The following is a 19,982-nucleotide window of genomic DNA, read 5'->3' as shown; positions in this document are numbered from 1 at the left end:
ACACAAAGGGCCGGACAGACAGGCGAGTACGGGGTTGGCCAAGATCGGCCAACCCCGTCGACTTGGGCGGTCGGAGAGACAAAGTAGTCTTGAGCCCATGCCTGAACGCCGTACCGTCGCACTCGTCACTCTCGGCTGCGCCCGTAACGAGGTGGACTCGGAGGAGCTCGCAGGCCGTTTGGAGGCGGACGGCTGGCAGCTCGTGGAGGACGCCGCGGAAGCGGACGTCGCCGTGGTCAACACCTGTGGCTTCGTGGAGGCCGCCAAGAAGGACTCCGTCGACGCCCTCCTCGAGGCAAACGACCTCAAGGACCACGGCAGAACCCAGGCGGTGGTTGCGGTCGGCTGCATGGCCGAGCGGTACGGCAAGGAACTCGCCGAGGCCCTCCCGGAGGCCGACGGCGTGCTCGGCTTCGACGACTACGCGGACATCTCCGACCGCCTCCAGACGATCCTGAGCGGCGGCATCCACGCCGCGCACACCCCGCGCGACCGCCGCAAGCTCCTGCCGATCAGCCCGGCCGAGCGGCAGGACGCCGGCACGGAGGTGGCCATTCCGGGGCACGGCCCCACGGACCTCCCGGAAGGTGTCGCCCCGGCCTCCGGCCCGCGCGCGCCGTTGCGCCGCCGCCTGGACGGCGCCCCGGTCGCCTCGGTCAAGCTCGCCTCCGGCTGCGACCGGCGCTGCTCGTTCTGCGCCATCCCGTCCTTCCGCGGCTCGTTCATCTCCCGCCGCCCGAGCGATGTGCTGAACGAGACGCGGTGGCTGGCCGAGCAGGGCGTCAAGGAGATCATGCTGGTCTCCGAGAACAACACCTCCTACGGCAAGGACCTCGGCGACATCCGCCTCCTGGAGTCCCTGCTGCCCGAGCTCGCTGAGGTCGAGGGCGTCGAGCGGGTGCGGGTGAGCTACCTCCAGCCGGCCGAGATGCGTCCCGGGCTGATCGACGTCCTGACCTCCACCCCGAAGGTCGTCCCCTACTTCGACCTGTCGTTCCAGCACTCCGCGCCCGGCGTGCTGCGCGCCATGCGCCGCTTCGGCGACACCGACCGCTTCCTGGAACTGCTCGACACCATCCGCTCCAAGGCCCCCGAGGCCGGCGTGCGGTCCAACTTCATCGTCGGCTTCCCCGGCGAGAGCGATGCCGACCTGGCCGAGCTCGAGCGGTTCCTGAACGGCGCGCGCCTGGACGCCATCGGCGTCTTCGGCTACTCCGACGAGGAGGGCACGGAGGCGGCGACGTACGACGGCAAGCTCGACGAGGACGTCGTCGCCGAGCGGCTGGCGCGCGTCTCCCGGCTGGCCGAGGAACTCGTCTCCCAGCGGGCCGAGGAGCGCGTCGGTCAGACGGTGCACGTGCTGGTCGAGTCCGTGGACGCCGAGGAGGGCGTCCGCGGCCGGGCGGCGCACCAGGCACCGGAGACGGACGGCCAGGTGCTGCTCGTCGGCGGCGAGGGCCTGGACGTCGGTCGTATGGTCGAGGCGAAGGTGGTCGGCACGGAAGGTGTCGACCTGGTGGCCGAGCCGCTGGCGGGCACGTTCGCGTGGAGCGAGGAGGCGGGCAGATGACGGGAGTCCCGGCATCCGCCGCGGGCGGCTCCTCGGGCGCGCAGGGGAGGGCCGCGGGGGCGGCCTCGCGCCGCGCCGGTGCAGACGGGGCTTCGGGCGCTTCCCGCGCCTCCCAGGCTTCCCGACCTGCCGCTTCCGCCGCTCCTGCCGGTTCCGGTGCGACGGGTGCGGCTGATGAGACCGCGCGGGCGCAGGGCTCCGGCAAGGCACCGCGGGGCGGGAAGATCGCGGCCGCCGCCGTGAACCAGGCGAGTGTGTGGAACGTCGCCAATCTGCTGACCATGCTCCGGCTGCTCCTCGTGCCCTGCTTCGTGGCGCTGATGCTGGCCGAGGGCGGGTACGACCCGGCGTGGCGGTCGCTGGCCTGGGCGGCCTTCGCCATCGCCATGATCACCGACCTGTTCGACGGCCATCTGGCGCGGACGTACAACCTCGTCACCGACTTCGGGAAGATCGCCGATCCCATAGCCGACAAGGCGATCATGGGGGCGGCGTTGATCTGCCTCTCGGGGCTCGGCGATCTGCCCTGGTGGGTGACCGGGGTGATCCTCGGCCGGGAACTGGGGATCACGCTCCTGCGCTTCCTGGTCATCCGGTACGGAGTCATCCCCGCGAGCCGTGGCGGCAAGCTGAAGACGCTCACGCAGGGCGTGGCCGTCGGGATGTACGTGCTGGCGCTGACGGGCTGGCTGGCCACATTGAGGTTCTGGGTGATGGCCGCGGCTGTCGTGCTGACCGTGGTCACGGGCCTCGACTATGTGAGACAGGCCATCGTGCTGCGCAGGCGGGGAATCGCCGAGCAGCGTGCCGCGTTGGAGGAGTCGCAAGCGTGAGTTCGCCGGCCGTCGACGTAGTGACACTACTCACGGCGAGGGGCGAGACGGTCGCCGTGGCCGAGTCGCTGACCGGTGGCCTGGTCGCGGCGGAGATCACCGCGGTGCCGGGGGCGTCGAAGGTGTTCCGGGGCTCGGTCACCGCCTACGCCACCGAGCTCAAGCACCGGCTCCTCGGCGTCGACGCCACCCTGCTGGCCGAGCGGGGAGCGGTGGATCCGCAGGTCGCGGCCCAGATGGCGGCCGGGGTGCGGAAAGCCCTGGAAGCCGACTGGGGCATCGCGACCACCGGAGTCGCCGGCCCCGACCCCCAGGACGGGCAGCCGGTCGGGACGGTCTTCGTGGCCGTGGCCGGGCCGCGCGTGACGGAAACCGGCGTCGATCGCTGCGGGAAAACGGCCGCGCTGCGGTTGAACGGCGACCGGGCGGAAATTCGTATGGAGAGTGTACGGAGCGTGCTTGCACTGCTTTTGGAGCAGATTGCGGGCGAACAGACCGGAAATGAGCGGGCACAGGATACGGAACGGAACGGGGGGTTTTGATGTTTGCAGCCCTGAGTGAACACGACATCGCTCCCCGCACGGCCGCGGCGCAAGGCGGTACGGTGGGGCGTGAAGGATGCGGCTACGCGGTCCGAGGAGGGAGCCACCGATGATTCTGCTCCGTCGCCTGCTGGGTGACGTGCTGCGTCGGCAGCGCCAGCGCCAGGGCCGTACTCTGCGCGAAGTCTCCTCGTCCGCCCGAGTCTCGCTCGGCTATCTATCCGAGGTGGAGCGGGGGCAGAAGGAGGCTTCCTCCGAGCTGCTCGCCGCCATCTGCGACGCGCTGGACGTACGGATGTCCGAGCTCATGCGGGAAGTGAGCGACGAGCTCGCCCTCGCCGAGCTGGCCCAGTCTGCTGCGGCCACCGAGCCCGTGCCCACGCCGGTTCGCCCGATGCTGGGTTCCGTGTCGGTGACCGGTGTGCCACCGGAACGGGTGACCATCAAGGCGCCCGCCGCCGAGGCGGTGGACGTGGTCGCCGCGTGACCTGTCGCACGCGCGCGTGAACCTGCGCACACGTGAGTGAGGCCCCGGCCGGGGCTCTCTCCGGGGAGACCTGGAGGAGCGCGGCCGGGGCCTTCACCTTGTCCGGGGGTTTACGCCGGGTTTCGCCGCGCCCGTTTGCCGGTGCCGAGCGGTGCCGCCATCGTGGAGGCCAGTGCGGCGGTCCGGCGTCGGCTGGAGGTGGTGGTGGGTGCGATGGCGGGGCCGATAGTGCGCTGGGGGGCCGCTCTGGGGCTCGGTGCGGCGTGGTGGTGGGCGGTGCTGCGACTGCTGCTGTCGGGCGAGGCGGGGGTGCTGGAGGGGGCTGTCGCGGCCGGGGGATGGGGTCTGAGCCTGCTGCCCGTGCACTGCGTGCCCAAGGAGGCCCGCAAGGAGGGGCCGGCGCAAGTACCGGACGAGGGGCCGGACGTGGGGCCGGAGGCGGGGGAGGACAAGGGGCTTGAGGCGCCGGCGCTCGCGGAGGGCGGTGGGGCGCCGTTTCCCGCCTCCGGAGGGTGGCCGTACGGCGTCTTCGGCGGGCCGCCGTCCGCCGGCGGGGGATGGCCGTTCGGCGCCGCGACGGCATCGCCGCCTCACCGCTCGAACGAGGAATCCGGGACGTAGCGGAGGGCGGGACGGTCAAGCGGTGGTGCGGGGACATCAGCCGGTCGTGCGGGGATGGCGGTCCCGCCACTTCTGCGCGGTGCCCGGCTGTGGTGCGGGGCCTGCCTGGCAGTTCGGACACCAGTACGTGGGCCGCTCCTGGGAGCCGTCGCCCTGGTCGGCCACCCGGACGGAGATGCCGCAGCGCAGACAGGGGCGGGGTGCCCGGCCGTACACGAACAGGTCCTGGCCCCGCAGGCCGGTGGTCCGGCGGACGACGCGGTCGCGGTTGGCCTCCAGGAGCTTCTTGGCCAGGGCGGGCAGCTGCGCGGCGCGGTCGGCGGGCAGGGTGCCGACCGGCAGCCACGGGGTCACGCCGAGCAGGAAGCACAGCTCGCTCTTGTAGACGTTGCCGATGCCGGCGAGATTGCGCTGGTCGAGCAGGGCCTCGCCGATTGGGCGGCCCGGCTCGGCCAGGAGGTTGGCCAGGGCCAGGTCGGGGTCCCAGTCGGGGCCGAGGAGGTCCGGGCCGAGGTGGGCGACGGTGCGGTCCTCCTCCGAGGTGCGCAGCAGCTCCAGGACCTGGAGGCGGTAGCCGACGGCCGCGCGGTCGGCGGCGCCGAGAATGGCGCGGATCTGGTGGCCGGGGCCGCCCTTCCAGCGCTCGCCGGTGCCGTACACCCTCCAGGCGCCCTCCATCAGCAGGTGCGAGTGCAGCGTGAGGCCGCCCTCGAAACGGGTGAGCAGGTGCTTGCCGCGGGAGACGGTGTCCAGGACGGTGCGGCCGGTGAGGTCGACCGTGGCGTACTTCGGCACCCGGAAGTCGCTGCGGGTCAGCACCTTGCCCGCGAGGGCGTCGTGCAACCGCCTCGCGGTCTGCCAGACCGTGTCGCCTTCGGGCATGGGTCAAGGGTGACACGTGCGGGAGGGCGACACGTACGAGTGCGCGTGTGGGTGGCTCCCGCTGTCCCGGATCAGGCGCGCAGGCGCAGTCCGCGCGGGGTCGCGATGAACCCCGCTCCTTCCAGGAGGGCGCCGAGGGGGGAGGTCAGGGCCGAGGCGCCGTTGACCCGCTCCACCGTCACCGTGCCCAGCGAGCCCGCGCGGGCGGCCTCGGCGAGCGCCTCGGCGGCCGCACGCAGGCGCGGGTCGTCACCGGCCGCGCCGTCCGGGTCGGCCGGCCAGGCCAGCAGCGTCTTGCCGCCGCGCTCCATGTACAGCGCCAGTTCGCCGTCGACGAGCACCACCAGGGAGCCGGCCTTGCGGCCCGGCTTGTGTCCCGCGCCGGTCGGCGGCTCGGGCCAGGAGAGTGCGGCGCCGTAGGCGTTCGCGGGGTCGGCGGCGGCGAGGACGACCCCCCGGGGTCCGGTGTCGGCGGTACGGGCACGGCGGTCGCCGAAGCCGTTGCCGTACGGGAGGGCCTGCCCGCCGCCCCTCGGGCCACCGTGACCCGGTGAGGCGAGGTCCCTCGGCGGGACGTAGTCACCGGGGGTCGGGCGGCCCGAGTCCAGCCAGTCGACGTCGCCGCCGAGGTCACCGCCGAAGTCACGGCTGAGTTCGGCGGCGGGGAAGCCGGAGTCGATGACACCGGGGCCCCGGGAGCCGTCGGGGGAACCGAAGCCGTCGGGACCACCGCCCCCGGAGATCGCGCCGGGCAGGCCCTCGCCCCGCTCACGGGCGTTCGCCACCGCCCGCAGCCGGTCCACCGCGCCGTCCATCGCGAACTGCGCGGCACCCAGGCCCTCCACCACGTAGCCCCGCCGGGCCTGGCCGCTGTCCTCGAAGGCGGACAGGACCCGGTACACCGCCGAGAAGCCGCCCTCGACGCCCTCCGCCCCCACCGCGCCCCGCGTGACCACGCCGTGCCGGTCGAGGAGGGTACGGGCCAGGGCGTGGGCGCGCACGGTGGGGTCGGGGTCGTGAACCGGCAGCAGCGACCAGCGGCCGGCGACGGTCGGCGGGCCGCTGCGGGACGCGGTGCGGGCGGCGGCCGTCAGCGATCCGTAACGCCCGCGCGGGACCGCGCGCTTGGCCCGGTGCGCGGTGGAACCCGCGGTGCGGCCCGAGCCCAGCAGGGAGCGCATCGGGGCGAGGGTGTCGTTGGTGAGCCGTCCGGACCACGCCAGGTCCCACAGCGCGTCGGCCAGTTGGGGATCCGTGGCCTCGGGGTGGGTGGTCGCGCGGACCTGGTCGGCGATCTGACGGAAGAACAGACCGTATCCGCCGGAGAGGGCGTCCAGGACCGACTGGTGGAGCGCGGTCGGCTCCAGCGGGTGCGGGGGCGGCAGGATCAGCGGGGCCGTGTCCGCCAGGTACAGGGAGACCCAGCCGTCCTTTCCGGGCAGCGCGCCCGCGCCCGCCCACACCACCTCGCCGGCCGCGGTGAGTTCGTCCAGCATCGACGGGGTGTAGTTCGCCACGCGGGACGGCAGGACCAGCTTCTCCAGCGCGGAGGCGGGCACGGACGCGCCCTGCAACTGCTCGACGGCGCGCACCAGTCCGTCGATGCCGCGCAGTCCGTGCCCCCTGCCGATGTGCTGCCACTGCGGCAGGAACTGCGCGAGCGCGGCCGGCGGCACCGGCTCCAGCTCGTGCCGCAGCGCGGCCAGTGAACGCCGGCGCAGCCGACGCAGCACGCCCGCGTCGCACCACTCCTGGCCGATGCCCGCCGGATGGAACTCGCCCTGCACGACGCGGCCGCCCGCGGCGAGCCGCTGGAGCGCGCCCTCGGTGACCGCCACGCCCAGGCCGAAGCGGGCCGCGGCCGACGCCGACGTGAACGGGCCGTGGGTGCGGGCATAGCGCGCCAGGAGGTCGCCCAACGGGTCCTTCACCGGCTCGGTGAACGCCTCCGGGACGCCCACCGGCAGCGCGGTGCCGAGCGCGTCGCGCAGCCGGCCCGCGTCCTCGATCGCGGCCCAGTGGTCGGCTCCGGCGATCCGGACCTGGATGGCCCGGCGCGCCCCGGCCAGTTCGCGCGCCCAGCCGGGCTCGGCGCCCCGCTCGGCCAGCTCGGCCTCCGAGAGCGGACCGAGCAGCCGCAGTACGTCGGCTACGCCTTCGACGTCCTTCACACGGCGGTCCTCGGTCAGCCACTGCAGCTCGCGCTCCAGCTCCACCAGCACTTCGGCGTCGAGCAGTTCGCGCAGTTCCGCCTGGCCCAGCAGCTCGGACAGCAGCCGCGAGTCCAGGGACAGCGCGGCGGCGCGGCGCTCGGCGAGCGGCGAGTCACCCTCGTAAAGGAACTGGGCGACGTACCCGAACAGCAGCGAACGTGCGAACGGGGACGGCTCCGGGGTGGTGACCTCGACCAGGCGCACCTTGCGGGACTCGACGTCGCCCATCAGCTCGACCAGGCCCGGCACGTCGAAGACGTCCTGGAGGCATTCGCGGACCGCCTCCAGGACGATCGGGAACGAGCCGAACTCACTTGCCACCTGCAGCAGTTGGGCGGCGCGCTGGCGCTGCTGCCACAACGGGGTGCGCCTGCCGGGGTTGCGGCGCGGCAGCAGCAGCGCGCGGGCGGCGCACTCGCGGAAGCGGGAGGCGAACAGGGCCGAGCCGCCGACCTGGTCGGTGACGGTCTGGTCGATCTCGCCCTTGTCGAAGGTGACGTCCGCGGCCCCGACGGGCGCCTGCTCCGCGTCGTACTCCAGGCCGGCCTTCACCGGCTCCTGGTCGAGCAGGTCCAGGCCCATCAGATCGGCGTCGGGCAGGCGCAGCACGATGCCGTCGTCGGCGTGCATGACCTGCGCGTCCATGCCGTACCGCTCGGACAGACGGGCGCCCAGCGCCAGCGCCCAGGGGGCGTGCACCTGGGCGCCGAAGGGGGAGTGCACCACGACCCGCCAGTCGCCCAGTTCGTCGCGGAACCGCTCCACGACGATCGTCCGGTCGTCGGGGACGTGCCCGCAGGCGGCGCGCTGCTCCTCCAGGTACGACAGGACGTTGTCCGCGGCCCACGCGTCGAGGCCGGCGGCCAGCAGGCGCAGCCGCGCGTCCTCCTTCGGCAGGGAGCCCACCTCGCGCAGGAACGCGCCCACCGCGCGACCCAACTCCAGCGGGCGGCCCAGCTGGTCGCCCTTCCAGAACGGCAGCCGGCCCGGCACGCCCGGCGCGGGCGAGACCAGGACCCGGTCGCGCGTGATGTCCTCGATGCGCCAGGAGCTCGTGCCGAGCGTGAAGACGTCGCCGACCCGGGACTCGTAGACCATCTCCTCGTCCAGCTCGCCGACCCGGCCGCCGCCCTTCTTGGGGTCCGAGCCGGCGAGGAACACCCCGAACAGGCCGCGGTCGGGGATCGTGCCCCCGGAGGTGACGGCGAGGCGCTGCGCGCCGGGGCGGCCGGTGATCGTGCCCGCGACGCGGTCCCACACCACGCGCGGGCGCAGCTCCGCGAACGCGTCGGACGGGTAGCGGCCGGCGAGCATGTCCAGGACGGCGGTGAACGCCGACTCCGGCAGTGAGGCGAACGGCGCCGCCCGGCGGACCAGGGCGAGCAGGTCGTCCAGCTGCCAGGTGTCCATCGCCGTCATCGCCACGAGCTGCTGGGCGAGGACGTCCAGCGGGTTGGCGGGCACCTTGAGGGACTCGATGGCACCGGAGCGCATCCGCTCGGTGACCACCGCGGCCTGGACCAGGTCGCCGCGGTACTTCGGGAAGACCACGCCGGTGGAGACCGCGCCGACCTGGTGTCCCGCGCGGCCGACCCGTTGGAGTCCGGAGGCCACCGAGGGCGGGGACTCGACCTGGACGACGAGGTCGACGGCGCCCATGTCGATGCCCAGCTCCAGGCTGGAGGTGGCGACCACCGCGGGGAGCCGGCCCGCCTTGAGGTCCTCCTCGACCAGGGCGCGCTGTTCCTTGGAGACCGAGCCGTGGTGCGCGCGGGCGATGACCGGCGGCGCGCCGTGCGCCGCGCCGGAGCCGCCCATCAGCTCGGCGGGGGAGTGGTGTTCGTCCAGGGACTCGCCGGTCGCCCGCTCGTAGGCGATCTCGTTGAGCCGGTTGCACAGGCGCTCGGCGAGCCGGCGGGAGTTGGCGAACACGATCGTCGAGCGGTGCGCCTGGACCAGGTCGGTGATCCGTTCTTCGACATGCGGCCAGATCGAGGGCCGCTCCGCCCCGTCGCCGCCGTCGGCGACCGGGGATCCGCCCAGCTCGCCCAGGTCCTCGACGGGGACGACCACCGACAGGTCGAACTCCTTGCCGGACTCCGGCTGGACGATTTCCACCTTGCGGCGGGGCGACAGATAGCGGGCGATCTCGTCGACCGGGCGGACCGTCGCGGACAGGCCGATGCGGCGGGCGGGCCTCGGCAGCAGCTCGTCCAGGCGCTCGAGGGACAGCGCGAGGTGCGCGCCGCGCTTGGTGCCGGCCACCGCGTGCACCTCGTCCAGGATCACCGTCTCCACACCGGTCAGAGCGTCCCGCGTGGCCGAGGTCAGCATCAGGAAGAGCGACTCGGGCGTGGTGATCAGGATGTCCGGCGGGCGGGTGGACAGGGCGCGGCGCTCGGCCGCCGGGGTGTCGCCGGAGCGGATGCCGACCCTCACCTCCGGCTCGGGCAGGCCGCGGCGGACGGACTCCTGGCGGATACCGGTCAGCGGGCTGCGCAGGTTGCGCTCCACGTCCACGGCGAGGGCCTTGAGCGGGGAGACGTACAGCACCCGGCAGCGCTTCTTCGGATCGGCCGGGGGCGGGGTGGAGGCGAGCTGGTCGAGCGCGGCGAGGAAGGCGGCGAGGGTCTTGCCGGAGCCGGTCGGGGCGACCACCAGCACGTCCGAGCCCTCGCCGATGGCCTGCCACGCCCCCGCCTGGGCGGCGGTGGGCGCGGAGAAAGCCCCCGTGAACCAGCCGCGGGTCGCGGGGGAGAAGCCGTCGAGGGCCCGGTGTGCGTCGCTGACCATGTGTCCATCGTGCACCCGGCCACTGACAACGCCCTCCGGCCTGGGCGTGCCCGGGGTCGCCCGAGGTGGCCCCCACACTGGTGGAGCCGCGCCGACGACGGAGAATCGGGGGTATGGCGGCAGCGGGTGAGGAACGGGCGCGGCACTGGCGGTACGAGGAACTGCCCGGTGTCGATCTGCTGCGGGCCCGCTACGTCCGCAAGGAGTTCGTGCGGCACACCCACGAGCACTTCGTGATCGCCGCCATCGTCGAGGGCGTGGAGGTGTTCCACCACGGGGGGTCCGACCAGTACGCGGGCCCGGGGACGCTGGCGCTGGTCAATCCCGACACACCGCACACCGGGCGGGCGGCGGTGCCCGAGGGGTGGCGGTACGGCGCGGTGTATCCGTCGCCGGAGCTCGTCGCCGGGATCGCCGGGGAGACCACGGGCATTCGCGGGACGCCGGGCTTCGTCCGTCCCGTGCTCGACGATCCGTACGCCGTCGGCCTGGTGCACCAGGTGCTGCGGGCCGCGGACGAGGGTAACGCGCTGGCGGCCGACACCCTGCTGCGGGTCGCCGTGACGCGGTTGCTGCGGCTCAACGGCGGGGCGCTGCCGCAGCGGGAGATACGGACGGCGGGGGCGCGGACCGCGGCACGCGCGCGTGCCGTCCTGGAGGAACGGATGGCCGAGCCGCCGAGCCTGGAGAGACTGGCGGCCGACCTGGGCAGCAGCCCGTTCGCGCTGCTGCGGGCCTTCCGCAACGCCTACGGAATGCCGCCGCACACCTGGCTGACCGACGCCCGGGTGCGCCGGGCCAGGCGGTTGCTGGACGCGGGCACCGCGCCCTCCCAGGCCGCCGTGGCCGTCGGCTTCACCGACCAGTCGCATCTGAGCCGGCACTTCTCCCGGATCGTGGGCGTGCCCCCGGGGGCCTACCAGCGCGAGCGCAAGAACGTACAAGACTCCAGGTCCCGGCTCTTCCTACCCTCGACGCCGTGGCAGAACAGACAGCTCTCGCAGACATACGCGCCGACGACGGAGGAAAGCCCGACGCCGCCGTCGTACGAGACGCCCTGGGGGTCGGGGTCGCCGTAGGACTGTCCGGGTTCGCCTTCGGGGTGACCTCGGCGGGCAGCGGGCTCACGCTCTGGCAGACGTGCGCGCTCAGCCTGCTGGTGTTCACCGGGGCCTCCCAGTTCGCGCTGGTGGGGGCGCTGGCGGCCGGAGGCAACCCGTTCACGGCGGCCGCGGGCGCCTTCTTCCTGGGCGTGCGCAACGCCTTCTACGGGCTGCGCCTGTCGCAGTTGCTGGCCCTCCCGCGCGCGGTGCGGCCGTTCGCGGCCCAATGGGTCATCGACGAGACCACCGCGGTGACGCTGGCCCAGCCCACGCGGCGCAGCGCGCGGATCGGCTTCACCGTCACCGGGGTCACCCTCTACGTGCTGTGGAACCTCACCACGCTGCTGGGCGCGCTGGGCGCCAAGGCCCTCGGCGACACCGACGCCTGGGGTCTGGACGCGGCCGGGCCGGCCGTGTTCCTGGCGCTGCTGGCGCCCATGCTGAAGACCGCCACCGAGCGGGCCGTCGCCGCTCTGGCCGTACTGCTCGGGCTCGGTCTGCTGCCCGTGCTGCCGGCCGGGGTGCCGGTCCTGGCGGCCGCGTTCGCCGCGCCGGCCGTGCTGTACCTGCGGGGCCGTCGCGGCAGCGGCGCCCGTGACGACGTACGAGAGGGAGATCGTTGAACATCTGGATCGCGGTGGCAGTGACCGCTGTCGGCTGCTATGCCGTCAAGCTGGCCGGCTTGCTCGTCCCCGCGGGTGCCCTGGAACGGCCGCTGGTGAAGCGGCTCGCCGCGCTGCTGCCCGTCGCCCTGCTGGCCGCGCTCACCGCCCAGCAGACGTTCGCCGACGGGCACACGCTCGTGCTGGACGCGCGGGCGGCCGGCCTCGCGGCCGCCGCCGTGGCGCTGCTGCTGCGGGCGCCGTTCCTGGTGGTGGTCGGGGCGGCCGTGGTGGTGACGGCCGGGGTGCGGGCCCTGACGGGGTGAGCCGGGGCGCGTACCGGCGGCGGTTCAGCCGATGGGCCGGCCGTATGCCCTGAGGGTGCGCAGCGCCTCGATCGTGACCATGGGGCGTGCCTCCAGCGCGGTGCCCGGAGCCCACTGGTGCCACGTGACCGGCCAGCCGCCGTCCTCCTCCTGACGGCCGGCCAGGTGGTCCAGGGAGCGCTTCATCTCCTCGTCCGTGAACCACGCGCGCGCGAGGGAGCCGGGTGTCCGCGCGTAGTCGTGCGGGAAGTGGTGCTCCCCGGGGGCGTAGCCCGGTGCGACCGGGTAGGCCTCCGGCCGCTCCGGGTCCAGCAGCGCCAGGCGCCCGTCGCGCACGAGACGGCCGAGCCGGTCGGCGGCCGCACGCGCGCGTGTGCGGTCGGGTGCCGAGTCCAGGAAGGTGACGGCCGCCTCGATCTCGTACGGATGGGAGGTCGCCAGGGACTCGACCCGCTGCCAGCAGAAGTCGGTGGCCCGGAACAGCCAGGCGTGCCACACCTCGTTGCGGTGCAGCAGGCCCACCACCGGTCCGGTGGCCAGGAGGTCGCTCGGCGGGTCGTCCACGACCGGCACGAAGGGGGCCGCCGGATAGCCGCGCTGGCCGGGGTGGACCGCGGGCAGCGCGCCGTCGGGGGTGGAGACGGAGGTCAGATAGCGGCAGACGCGCTCCACCCGCTGTCCGCCGCAGCGGTCGACGGTGTCCAGCACACGCAGCGCGTGCGCGGTGTGCAGCGGCTGGCTGACGGGGCCGCGCAGATCGGGCTCCAGCGCGTGACCGTATCCGCCGTCCTCGTTGCGGTAGGCGTCCAGCGCGGTCTCCACCGGATCCGCGCCGCCGTTCAGGAAGTGGTATGCGAACAGCCGCTGCTCCAGCACGCGCGCGGTGAGCCACACGAAGTGCTCGGCGCGGAACAGCGGAGAGGACGCCGGAGGCGGCGGGGAAGGAGCCGAGGGCGGCGGGGGAGAAGGGGGAGGAGGGGGAGAAAGGGGAGGAGGGGGAAGAGGGGGAGGAGGGGGAGCTCCGGTCTCGGCCATGCGTCAGACCGTAGGGCGGAAAGCGGTCTCCCCAGGTGGCCCCGGAACGAGGTCACCCGCAGGGGCGGGATACTGGGATCATGCGGTTGACGGTCTTCTGGGAGCGGATGGCGGAGCACTTCGGCACGGGGTACGCCGACACCTTCGCGCGCGACCACGTGATGTCGGAGCTCGGCGGGCGCACGGTGCACGAGGCGCTGGCGGCCGGCTGGGACGCGAAGGACGTGTGGCGCGTGGTGTGCCAGGTCATGCACGTCCCGCGGGAGAGGCACTGACCGGACCCGAGGATCGCGGGCCGGTGCCGGGTTGTCGGCAGCGTCGGCGAGACTTGCACCGTGGCACCCACTGACGAGACCGGGCAGACGGCCCCGCACGCATCCCCGTTCGCTACGACACCGCCTCCCCGGTCTCCGGTACCGGCCGAGGGCGCAGCCGGGCCGGGCGCCCGCATGCCCCGCTGGCTGCCGCGGGCCATGGTGCTCGCGATCGGCCTCGTCGCCGCCTTCCAGCTCGGCAGCTGGGCCTTCCACCAGTTGACCGGCCTGCTCCTCAACGTCCTCATCGCGTTCTTCCTGGCCCTCGCCATCGAGCCCGCGGTCAGCCGCATGGCCTCCCGCGGGATGCGGCGGGGGTTCGCGACCTTCCTGGTCTTCCTCGGTCTGACGATCGCGTCGGCGGGCTTCGTGACGCTGCTCGGCTCGATGCTCGCCGGGCAGATCATCAAGATGGTCGAGGGCTTCCCGGAGTACCTCGACTCCGTCATCAACTGGGTCAACACCACGTTCCACACCGAGCTCAGACGGGTGGACGTGCAGGAGGGGCTGCTCCACTCCGACTGGCTGCGCAAGTACGCGCAGAACAGCGCCGCGGGCGTGCTCGACGTGTCCGCTCAGGTGCTCGGAGGCCTGTTCCGGCTGCTGACGATCACGCTGTTCTCGTTCTACTTCGCCGCCGACGGTCCGCGGCTGCGCCGCACCATCTGCTCCCTGCTGCCGCCCGCCCGCCAGGCGGAGGTGCTGCGCGCGTGGGAGATAGCGGTCGACAAAACCGGCGGCTATCTGTACTCGCGCGGCCTGATGGCACTCGTCTCGGGGATCGCCCACTACGTCCTGCTCCAGGCCCTGGGAGTGCCGTACGCGCTCGTGCTCGCTGTCTGGGTGGGCCTGGTCTCGCAGTTCATCCCCACCATAGGGACCTATCTCGCGGGCGCCCTGCCGATGCTGATCGCCTTCACGGTCGACCCCTGGTACGCGCTGTGGGTGCTGGTCTTCGTGGTGGTCTACCAGCAGTTCGAGAACTACATGCTGCAACCCAAGCTGACCGCGAGGACCGTGGACATCCACCCCGCGGTCGCCTTCGGCTCGGTCATCGCCGGCACCGCCCTGCTCGGCGCCGTGGGCGCGCTGATCGCCATTCCCGCGGTCGCCACCCTCCAGGCCTTCCTGGGCGCCTATGTGAAGCGGTACGCCGTCACGGACGACCCCCGCGTCCACGGCCACCGCGGACGCGGCCCGGTCCCGGGCCTGCTCGCCCGCGCGCGCCGCCTGTGGCGGGCACGGTAGGGCGTACTCGACAGGACGTGCTCGGTAGGGCGTACTCGGCGGGGCGTGTTCGGTAGCGCGTACTCGGCGGGGCGCCGTCGGGTGCGCTTGACACGAAAATCGAACATCTATTCTCATGGAAGCTCCGGCGAGGCTCAACGGAAGGGATTTCGCCCCGGTTCGGGGGGAGAAGTGCCTGAGTTATCCACAGGCCGGACGTGCGTCGGGGCGCATTGTCAGTGGCAGGCGTTAGCGTCTTTGACGTGAAGCGATCGACTCAAGCAAACCGGGTGGAACCCATGGCAGGAACCGACCGCGAGAAGGCGCTCGACGCCGCGCTCGCACAGATTGAACGACAATTCGGCAAGGGCGCGGTCATGCGCATGGGCGAGCGGTCGAGGGAGCCGATCGAGGTCATCCCGACCGGGTCGACCGCGCTCGACGTGGCCCTCGGCGTCGGTGGCCTGCCGCGCGGCCGAGTCGTGGAGATCTACGGACCGGAGTCCTCCGGTAAGACGACCCTGACCCTGCACGCGGTGGCGAACGCGCAGAAGGCGGGCGGCCAGGTCGCGTTCGTGGACGCGGAGCACGCCCTCGACCCCGAGTACGCGAAGAAGCTCGGAGTCGACATCGACAACCTCATCCTGTCCCAGCCGGACAACGGCGAGCAGGCCCTGGAGATCGTGGACATGCTGGTCCGCTCCGGCGCCCTCGACCTCATCGTCATCGACTCCGTCGCCGCGCTCGTCCCGCGTGCGGAGATCGAGGGCGAGATGGGCGACAGCCACGTGGGTCTCCAGGCCCGGCTGATGAGCCAGGCCCTGCGCAAGATCACCAGCGCGCTCAACCAGTCCAAGACCACCGCGATCTTCATCAACCAGCTCCGCGAGAAGATCGGCGTGATGTTCGGCTCCCCGGAGACCACGACCGGTGGCCGGGCCCTGAAGTTCTACGCCTCGGTGCGCATCGACATCCGCCGTATCGAGACCCTGAAGGACGGCACGGAGGCGGTCGGCAACCGGACCCGCTGCAAGGTCGTCAAGAACAAGGTCGCGCCGCCCTTCAAGCAGGCCGAGTTCGACATCCTCTACGGCCAGGGCATCAGCCGCGAGGGCGGTCTGATCGACATGGGCGTGGAGCACGGCTTCGTCCGCAAGGCCGGCGCCTGGTACACGTACGAGGGCGACCAGCTCGGCCAGGGCAAGGAGAACGCGCGCAACTTCCTCAAGGACAACCCCGACCTGGCCAACGAGATCGAGAAGAAGATCAAGGAGAAGCTGGGCGTCGGCGTACGGCCGCAGGAGCCGGCCGCGGAGCCGGGCGCGGACGCCGCGGTCACCACCGCCGCGGACGACGCGGCCAAGACGGCGCCCGCCAAGGCCACCAAGCCCAAGGCCTCCTCGGCCAAGAGCTGACCCGTGACACGGCGAACCGACTGGGCCGAGTACGAGCACGAGCAGGCGTACGAGCACGCCGCCTTCGGTGCCCCACGGGGGAGGGGCACCGGGGACGCGCTCGGCTCGGGCACGGACGGAGACGGCATGCACGGGGATGCCGAGCCGGACGCTGGTGTGCCTTGGGGCGACGACGGACAGCGGCGCGCGGGTGGCCCACCCATGGGTGGTGCGCGCCGGGGCGGCTCGCGTGACGGCGGGTCGCACGGTGGACGCGGACGCCGTCGGCGCGGCTTCGGCGAGGCGTCCGCCGAGGACGGGGGCACCTACTCCTTGCCGAGGGCTGAGCAGGGGGAGCCTCAGGGGGACCCGGTGGAGCGGGCGCGCGCCATCTGCCTGCGCCTGCTCACCGGGACCCCGCGCACCCGCAAGCAGCTCGCGGACGCCCTGCGCAAGCGGGAGATCCCGGACGAGGCGGCGGACGAGGTCCTGTCCAGGTTCGAGGAGGTCGGGCTGATCGACGACAGCGCGTTCGCGGACGCCTGGGTGGAGTCCCGGCACCACGGGCGCGGACTGGCCCGGCGTGCGCTCGCCCGGGAGCTGCGGACCAAGGGCGTCGACGCGGCACTGATCGACGAGGCGGTCGGCCGGCTCGACGCCGATCAGGAGGAGGCCACCGCGCGCGAACTCGTCGCCCGCAAACTGCGCTCCACCCACGGCCTCGACCGCGACAAACGGCTGCGCCGCCTCGCCGGGATGCTCGCCCGCAAGGGCTACTCCGAGGGCCTGGCCCTGCGCGTGGTCCGGCAGGCGCTGGAGGAGGAGGGCGAGGACACGGACTTCCTGGCCGACGAGGGCTACTGAGCCGGCGCCCGCCGGGCGGCCGGCGCCGGGAGGCGCGGACCACCACGGGGAGCGCGCGGGCTTGGCGTGCGATTCCCTCTACGACGACTGAACGCTGCCGTCCCACGGCGTCACCGGCAGCCCGGCCGAGCGCCATGCCTGGAAGCCGCCCACCAGGTCGGTCGCCCGGAGCAGCCCCAGCTGGTGCAGGGAAGCGGCCGCGAGACTCGACGCGTAGCCCTCGTTGCAGACGACGACCACGCGCAGATCGTGGCCGGTGGCCTCGGGGACACGGTGGCTGCCCAGCGGGTCCAGCCGCCACTCCAGTTCGTTGCGCTCCACGACGAGGGCGCCCGGTATCAGGCCGTCCCTCGAACGCAGGGCGGCGTAGCGGATGTCCACCAGGAGCGCGTCGCCGGCGCGGGCGGCCGTGTACGCCTCGCGCGCCTCGACGCGCTCGTAGCCCTGACGGATCCGCTCCAGCAACTCGTCGATTCCGACGGGTGGTTGGGGTGTGCTCACTGCCAGTCCTCCGGGCGCTCGACCTGTTCCAGGCGCAGTGTCTGCCCGGTGCGGCTGTAGCGGCGGATGCGGGGCAGCGGCGGATGGTAGGCGTGCACGGAGACGGCGTGCCGGTCGGTGGACTCGTTGAGCACCTCGTGCACGTGGTGGCGGCCGAAGGAGCGGCCCCGCCCCGCCGGGAGCCGCCGTTCGCGGTCCACCCCCTCGGTGAGTTCGAGGGTCTTCCAGCCGTCGGTGGGCAGCCGGGCCGCGAGCGAGTTCTCCTTCAGTTCGCCCGCCGCGGTGACGAAGGCGCCCGCCGAGTCGGCGTGGTCGTGCCAGCCCGTGCCGGTGCCGGGCGGCCAGCCGATCAGCCAGGCCTCGCTGCCGCCGGGCCCCTCCAGGCGCACCCAGGTGCGGCCCTCCGGGTCGAGCGGAAGCGAGGTGATCAGCGCGGTGTCGGCGGCGGTGCGCCGTACGAAGTCGAGGAGTTCCGCCTGCGTCGGCTCCCGTACGGAGGGCGCGGACACGGCGGGTGGGGAGGCGTCAGGGGAGAGATCGGGAGCCGAGGGGCCGAGGGGCGAGACAGACACGTGCACCGTCCTGAGGAGCGTTCGCGAAAGGCGCGCGGCGGCACAGGGTACGGACGAAGGACGTACGGGAGTGTGCGAATGAGGCGGCGCGCCGGGGGAGGGAAGGCGAGTTCAACAGGCGGGACGACACACGCAGCCCGCATAGCGGACGAGGTCCATGTGGACCCTCCGCCACAGGCGCACATCGGTGTCGGTCACGTTCCGGAGTAGACCATGGCGGTACCGACCGGTCAACTCGCCGCCACCCAGTGGACCGCACGGCGCGTACGGTCCACAGGGCTCCGCGGTCAGCGTGCGCCCGCCTCGGCACGGTCCTCGGCATGTCCGGCGCCGCCCAGCGCCGTCTCCGCCGCGGTGTACAGGTCGGCCGGGCGCACCCCGCTCAGCGCGGTGACCAGGTGTCCGTCGGGCCGTACCAGGAGGACGGTGTGGGGAGCGGCACCCGGGTAGCTCTCGGTGACCAGCAGCTCGGCGGGGTGCGGCAGCGCGGTCACCGCGGCGGCCAGCCGGGGCATGATGCCGGCGCCCACCCAGTGCCGGCGCTCCCACACACCCGTGCCCGGCGCGATCAGCACCACGAGCAGCGCGCCGTGGCCCAGCCGGTCCCTCAGCGGCACGCAGGAACCGTCCTCCGCGGTGACCACCACGTCGGCGACCGGGGCGCCGGCCGGCGTGTCCACGAGCACCTCCCCGTCGAGGGGCGGGGGCGTGAGAGGTGAGTCCGCGTACGCCCCCGGCGCGCCCAGCGGCCCGCGCCCCAGATGGCCGTCCATCAGCAGGGCGTCGTGTCCACGGCCGGACCCGGGCACGAAGGACCGCAATCCGCCGCCCCCGCGCAGCACCGGCAGCAGCTGGTCGGCGGCGCGCAGCCGGGCGGCGACGATCGCGCGCCGTTCGGTCTGGTAGCTGTCCAGCAGCCCCTCGTGCGGCCCGTGGTGCCAGGCCGGCGCCAGCTTCCAGGCGAGGTTGTCGGCGTCCCGCAGGCCCTCGTCGAGACCCTGGGTGCCGAGCGCGCCCAGCAGGTGGGCCGCGTCCCCGGCGAGGAAGACCCGCCCGGCGCGCCAGCGGCGGGCCACCCGGTGGTGGACCGTGTGGACTCCGGTGTCCAGGAGCTCGTACGACGGCGAGGTTTCGCCGGTCCAGCCGGCGAGGGTCTCCCGGATGCGGGCGAGCAGCAGTTCGGGTGTGACCAGGTCCTTGCCGGGCGGCAGCAGCCAGTCCAGCCGCCACACGTCGTCCGGGAGCGGACGGGCGGCGATCTCCCCGGCGAAGGGGCCGGTCGTCCGCCACGGCGGCAGCCGGTGGAGGAACGCTTCGCCGGGCCGGGGCAGTTCGGTGCGCACCGCGGCGACGGCGTGCCGCTCGACGGCCGTACGACCGGGGAAGCGGATGTCCTGGAGCTTGCGCACGGTCGAGCGCGGGCCGTCGCAGCCGACCAGGTAACTGCCGCGCCACCATGTGCCGCCCGGGCCGCGGGTGTGGACGGTGACCCCCGTGGACTCCTGCTCCATACTGTCGAGGCGGCTGTCCACGGCGAGTTCGACCAGCGGTTCGCGGGCGACGGCCGTGCGCAGGGCGTCGGTCAGCACGTGCTGGGCGATGTGCAGCGGTGCGGGTTCGGCGTCGTCGAAGGTGATCTCGCGCATCACCTGTTTGCGCCGCAGCGACCGCCATCCGGCCCAACGGAGCCCGGCCCCGCCGAGCGGCGCACCGGCCAGACGCTCCACGAGCGCGGCGGTGTCCTCGCGCAGGACGACCGTGCGCGCGGCACGCGGCGTGTCCGCGCCGGGTCCCTCGTCGAGCACGACGGACGGCACCTCCTGACGCGCCAGCGCCAGGGCGAGCGTGAGCCCGACGGGCCCCGCTCCGACAACGATCACCGGGTCCACGGCGCGGCGCCCCCTGCCAGCAGTGGTGTCCTGGGGGTCACAGGTGAACAGGAAGCCGGAGCACGGTGCACGATCACAGAACGTATGCAACAGACTGGGCGCCAGCCGGTCAAGCGGGACGCACGTCGGTGCTCCAGGTGCGCGGTGGCGTGCGCCGTGCGGCGACTCGTGAGCGCTGCCGACCGCCGTGCTCCTTGCTCGGCTCCGAACGCCG

19 protein-coding genes are annotated in these 19,982 nt (G+C 73.3%); 12 read left to right on the top strand and 7 right to left on the bottom strand.

From position 1 onward, the window contains the following. The first annotated feature begins 97 nt into the window (after window positions 1-97). The 5 genes from rimO (at window position 98) to TNCT6_RS07130 (ending at window position 4,053) form a co-directional block, all read left to right on the top strand. Entirely contained in the window at window positions 98-1,570 is a 1,473-nt protein-coding gene (rimO, locus tag TNCT6_RS07150; protein ID WP_141357729.1) for a 30S ribosomal protein S12 methylthiotransferase RimO, read from the top strand. After that, window positions 1,567-2,403, top strand: a complete 837-nt coding sequence (gene pgsA / locus TNCT6_RS07145; protein WP_141357727.1) for a CDP-diacylglycerol--glycerol-3-phosphate 3-phosphatidyltransferase — start codon at window positions 1,567-1,569, stop codon at window positions 2,401-2,403. The genes rimO and pgsA overlap by 4 nt, the downstream gene beginning before the upstream one ends. Then, a complete protein-coding gene (locus TNCT6_RS07140; RefSeq protein WP_141357725.1) occupies window positions 2,400-2,945 on the top strand; it encodes a CinA family protein in 546 nt (181 codons plus the stop codon). Before pgsA ends, TNCT6_RS07140 begins: the two co-directional genes overlap by 4 nt. A 109-nt stretch (window positions 2,946-3,054) precedes the next feature. Continuing rightward, window positions 3,055-3,432, top strand: coding sequence for a helix-turn-helix domain-containing protein (locus TNCT6_RS07135; protein ID WP_100570760.1), 378 nt, complete (start codon window positions 3,055-3,057; stop codon window positions 3,430-3,432). 141 nt (window positions 3,433-3,573) lie between these two features. Then, complete coding sequence (locus TNCT6_RS07130; protein WP_253266490.1) at window positions 3,574-4,053, top strand: hypothetical protein; 480 nt, start codon at window positions 3,574-3,576, stop codon at window positions 4,051-4,053. A gap of 36 nt (window positions 4,054-4,089) precedes the next feature. Here TNCT6_RS07130 and TNCT6_RS07125 read toward each other — a convergent pair whose 3' ends face one another. Further along, window positions 4,090-4,935, bottom strand: coding sequence for an Fpg/Nei family DNA glycosylase (locus tag TNCT6_RS07125; protein WP_141357723.1), 846 nt, complete (start codon window positions 4,933-4,935; stop codon window positions 4,090-4,092). 71 nt (window positions 4,936-5,006) lie between these two features. Then, the gene (locus TNCT6_RS07120; protein ID WP_141357721.1) at window positions 5,007-9,941 is read right to left on the bottom strand and encodes an ATP-dependent helicase; all 4,935 of its coding nucleotides are present in this window, start codon (window positions 9,939-9,941) and stop codon (window positions 5,007-5,009) included. 113 nt (window positions 9,942-10,054) lie between these two features. Here TNCT6_RS07120 and TNCT6_RS07115 point away from each other — a divergent pair, with 113 nt between their 5' ends. Genes TNCT6_RS07115 through TNCT6_RS07105 form a run of 3 tightly spaced genes read left to right on the top strand, consistent with a single transcriptional unit; the run spans window position 10,055 to window position 11,972 of the window. Further along, window positions 10,055-11,020: an AraC family transcriptional regulator gene (locus tag TNCT6_RS07115; RefSeq protein ID WP_141357719.1), complete on the top strand. Its 966-nt coding sequence runs from the start codon at window positions 10,055-10,057 to the stop codon at window positions 11,018-11,020. Further along, window positions 10,921-11,667, top strand: a complete 747-nt coding sequence (locus tag TNCT6_RS07110) for an AzlC family ABC transporter permease (RefSeq protein WP_141357717.1) — start codon at window positions 10,921-10,923, stop codon at window positions 11,665-11,667. The genes TNCT6_RS07115 and TNCT6_RS07110 overlap by 100 nt, the downstream gene beginning before the upstream one ends. After that, the gene (locus TNCT6_RS07105; protein ID WP_141357715.1) at window positions 11,664-11,972 is read left to right on the top strand and encodes an AzlD domain-containing protein; all 309 of its coding nucleotides are present in this window, start codon (window positions 11,664-11,666) and stop codon (window positions 11,970-11,972) included. The genes TNCT6_RS07110 and TNCT6_RS07105 overlap by 4 nt, the downstream gene beginning before the upstream one ends. Before the next feature lie 24 nt (window positions 11,973-11,996). Here TNCT6_RS07105 and TNCT6_RS07100 read toward each other — a convergent pair whose 3' ends face one another. Continuing rightward, window positions 11,997-13,007 carry a hypothetical protein gene (locus TNCT6_RS07100; protein ID WP_253266044.1) on the bottom strand — a complete coding sequence of 337 codons (1,011 nt, stop codon included), beginning with the start codon at window positions 13,005-13,007 and terminating at the stop codon, window positions 11,997-11,999. 80 nt (window positions 13,008-13,087) lie between these two features. On the opposite strand from TNCT6_RS07100, the gene TNCT6_RS07095 reads away from it, so the two are divergent. The 4 genes from TNCT6_RS07095 (at window position 13,088) to recX (ending at window position 16,806) form a co-directional block, all read left to right on the top strand. After that, window positions 13,088-13,282 (top strand): DUF3046 domain-containing protein, encoded by a 195-nt coding sequence (locus TNCT6_RS07095; protein ID WP_141357713.1) that lies wholly within the window; start codon window positions 13,088-13,090, stop codon window positions 13,280-13,282. Between the two features lie 60 nt (window positions 13,283-13,342). Then, window positions 13,343-14,569 carry an AI-2E family transporter gene (locus tag TNCT6_RS07090; RefSeq protein ID WP_141357711.1) on the top strand — a complete coding sequence of 409 codons (1,227 nt, stop codon included), beginning with the start codon at window positions 13,343-13,345 and terminating at the stop codon, window positions 14,567-14,569. Between the two features lie 278 nt (window positions 14,570-14,847). Then, window positions 14,848-15,963, top strand: a complete 1,116-nt coding sequence (gene recA / locus TNCT6_RS07085) for a recombinase RecA (RefSeq protein WP_141357709.1) — start codon at window positions 14,848-14,850, stop codon at window positions 15,961-15,963. A gap of 3 nt (window positions 15,964-15,966) precedes the next feature. After that, window positions 15,967-16,806, top strand: coding sequence for a recombination regulator RecX (gene recX, locus TNCT6_RS07080; protein ID WP_141357707.1), 840 nt, complete (start codon window positions 15,967-15,969; stop codon window positions 16,804-16,806). Window positions 16,807-16,884: 78 nt separating this feature from the next. On the opposite strand, the gene TNCT6_RS07075 is transcribed toward recX, so the two are convergent. The 4 genes from TNCT6_RS07075 to TNCT6_RS07065 all read right to left on the bottom strand — a co-directional run bounded on the left by TNCT6_RS07075 (window position 16,885) and on the right by TNCT6_RS07065 (window position 19,768). Beyond that, the gene (locus TNCT6_RS07075; protein ID WP_141357705.1) at window positions 16,885-17,307 is read right to left on the bottom strand and encodes a rhodanese-like domain-containing protein; all 423 of its coding nucleotides are present in this window, start codon (window positions 17,305-17,307) and stop codon (window positions 16,885-16,887) included. After that, window positions 17,304-17,879: a cysteine dioxygenase gene (locus tag TNCT6_RS07070; protein WP_373996158.1), complete on the bottom strand. Its 576-nt coding sequence runs from the start codon at window positions 17,877-17,879 to the stop codon at window positions 17,304-17,306. The genes TNCT6_RS07075 and TNCT6_RS07070 overlap by 4 nt, the downstream gene beginning before the upstream one ends. 111 nt (window positions 17,880-17,990) lie before the next feature. Next, window positions 17,991-18,062 (bottom strand): putative leader peptide, encoded by a 72-nt coding sequence (locus tag TNCT6_RS42045; RefSeq protein ID WP_324838480.1) that lies wholly within the window; start codon window positions 18,060-18,062, stop codon window positions 17,991-17,993. A gap of 104 nt (window positions 18,063-18,166) precedes the next feature. Continuing rightward, window positions 18,167-19,768 carry an FAD-dependent monooxygenase gene (locus tag TNCT6_RS07065; protein ID WP_141357703.1) on the bottom strand — a complete coding sequence of 534 codons (1,602 nt, stop codon included), beginning with the start codon at window positions 19,766-19,768 and terminating at the stop codon, window positions 18,167-18,169. Between the last annotated feature and the right edge of the window lie 214 nt (window positions 19,769-19,982).

The sequence above is a fragment of the Streptomyces sp. 6-11-2 genome (genome assembly GCF_006540305.1).
In the GTDB taxonomy this organism is placed as follows: Bacteria; Actinomycetota; Actinomycetes; order Streptomycetales; family Streptomycetaceae; genus Streptomyces.
Note: the sequence above shows the minus strand (reverse complement) of the source record. Positions and strands in the feature narration are given on the sequence as shown.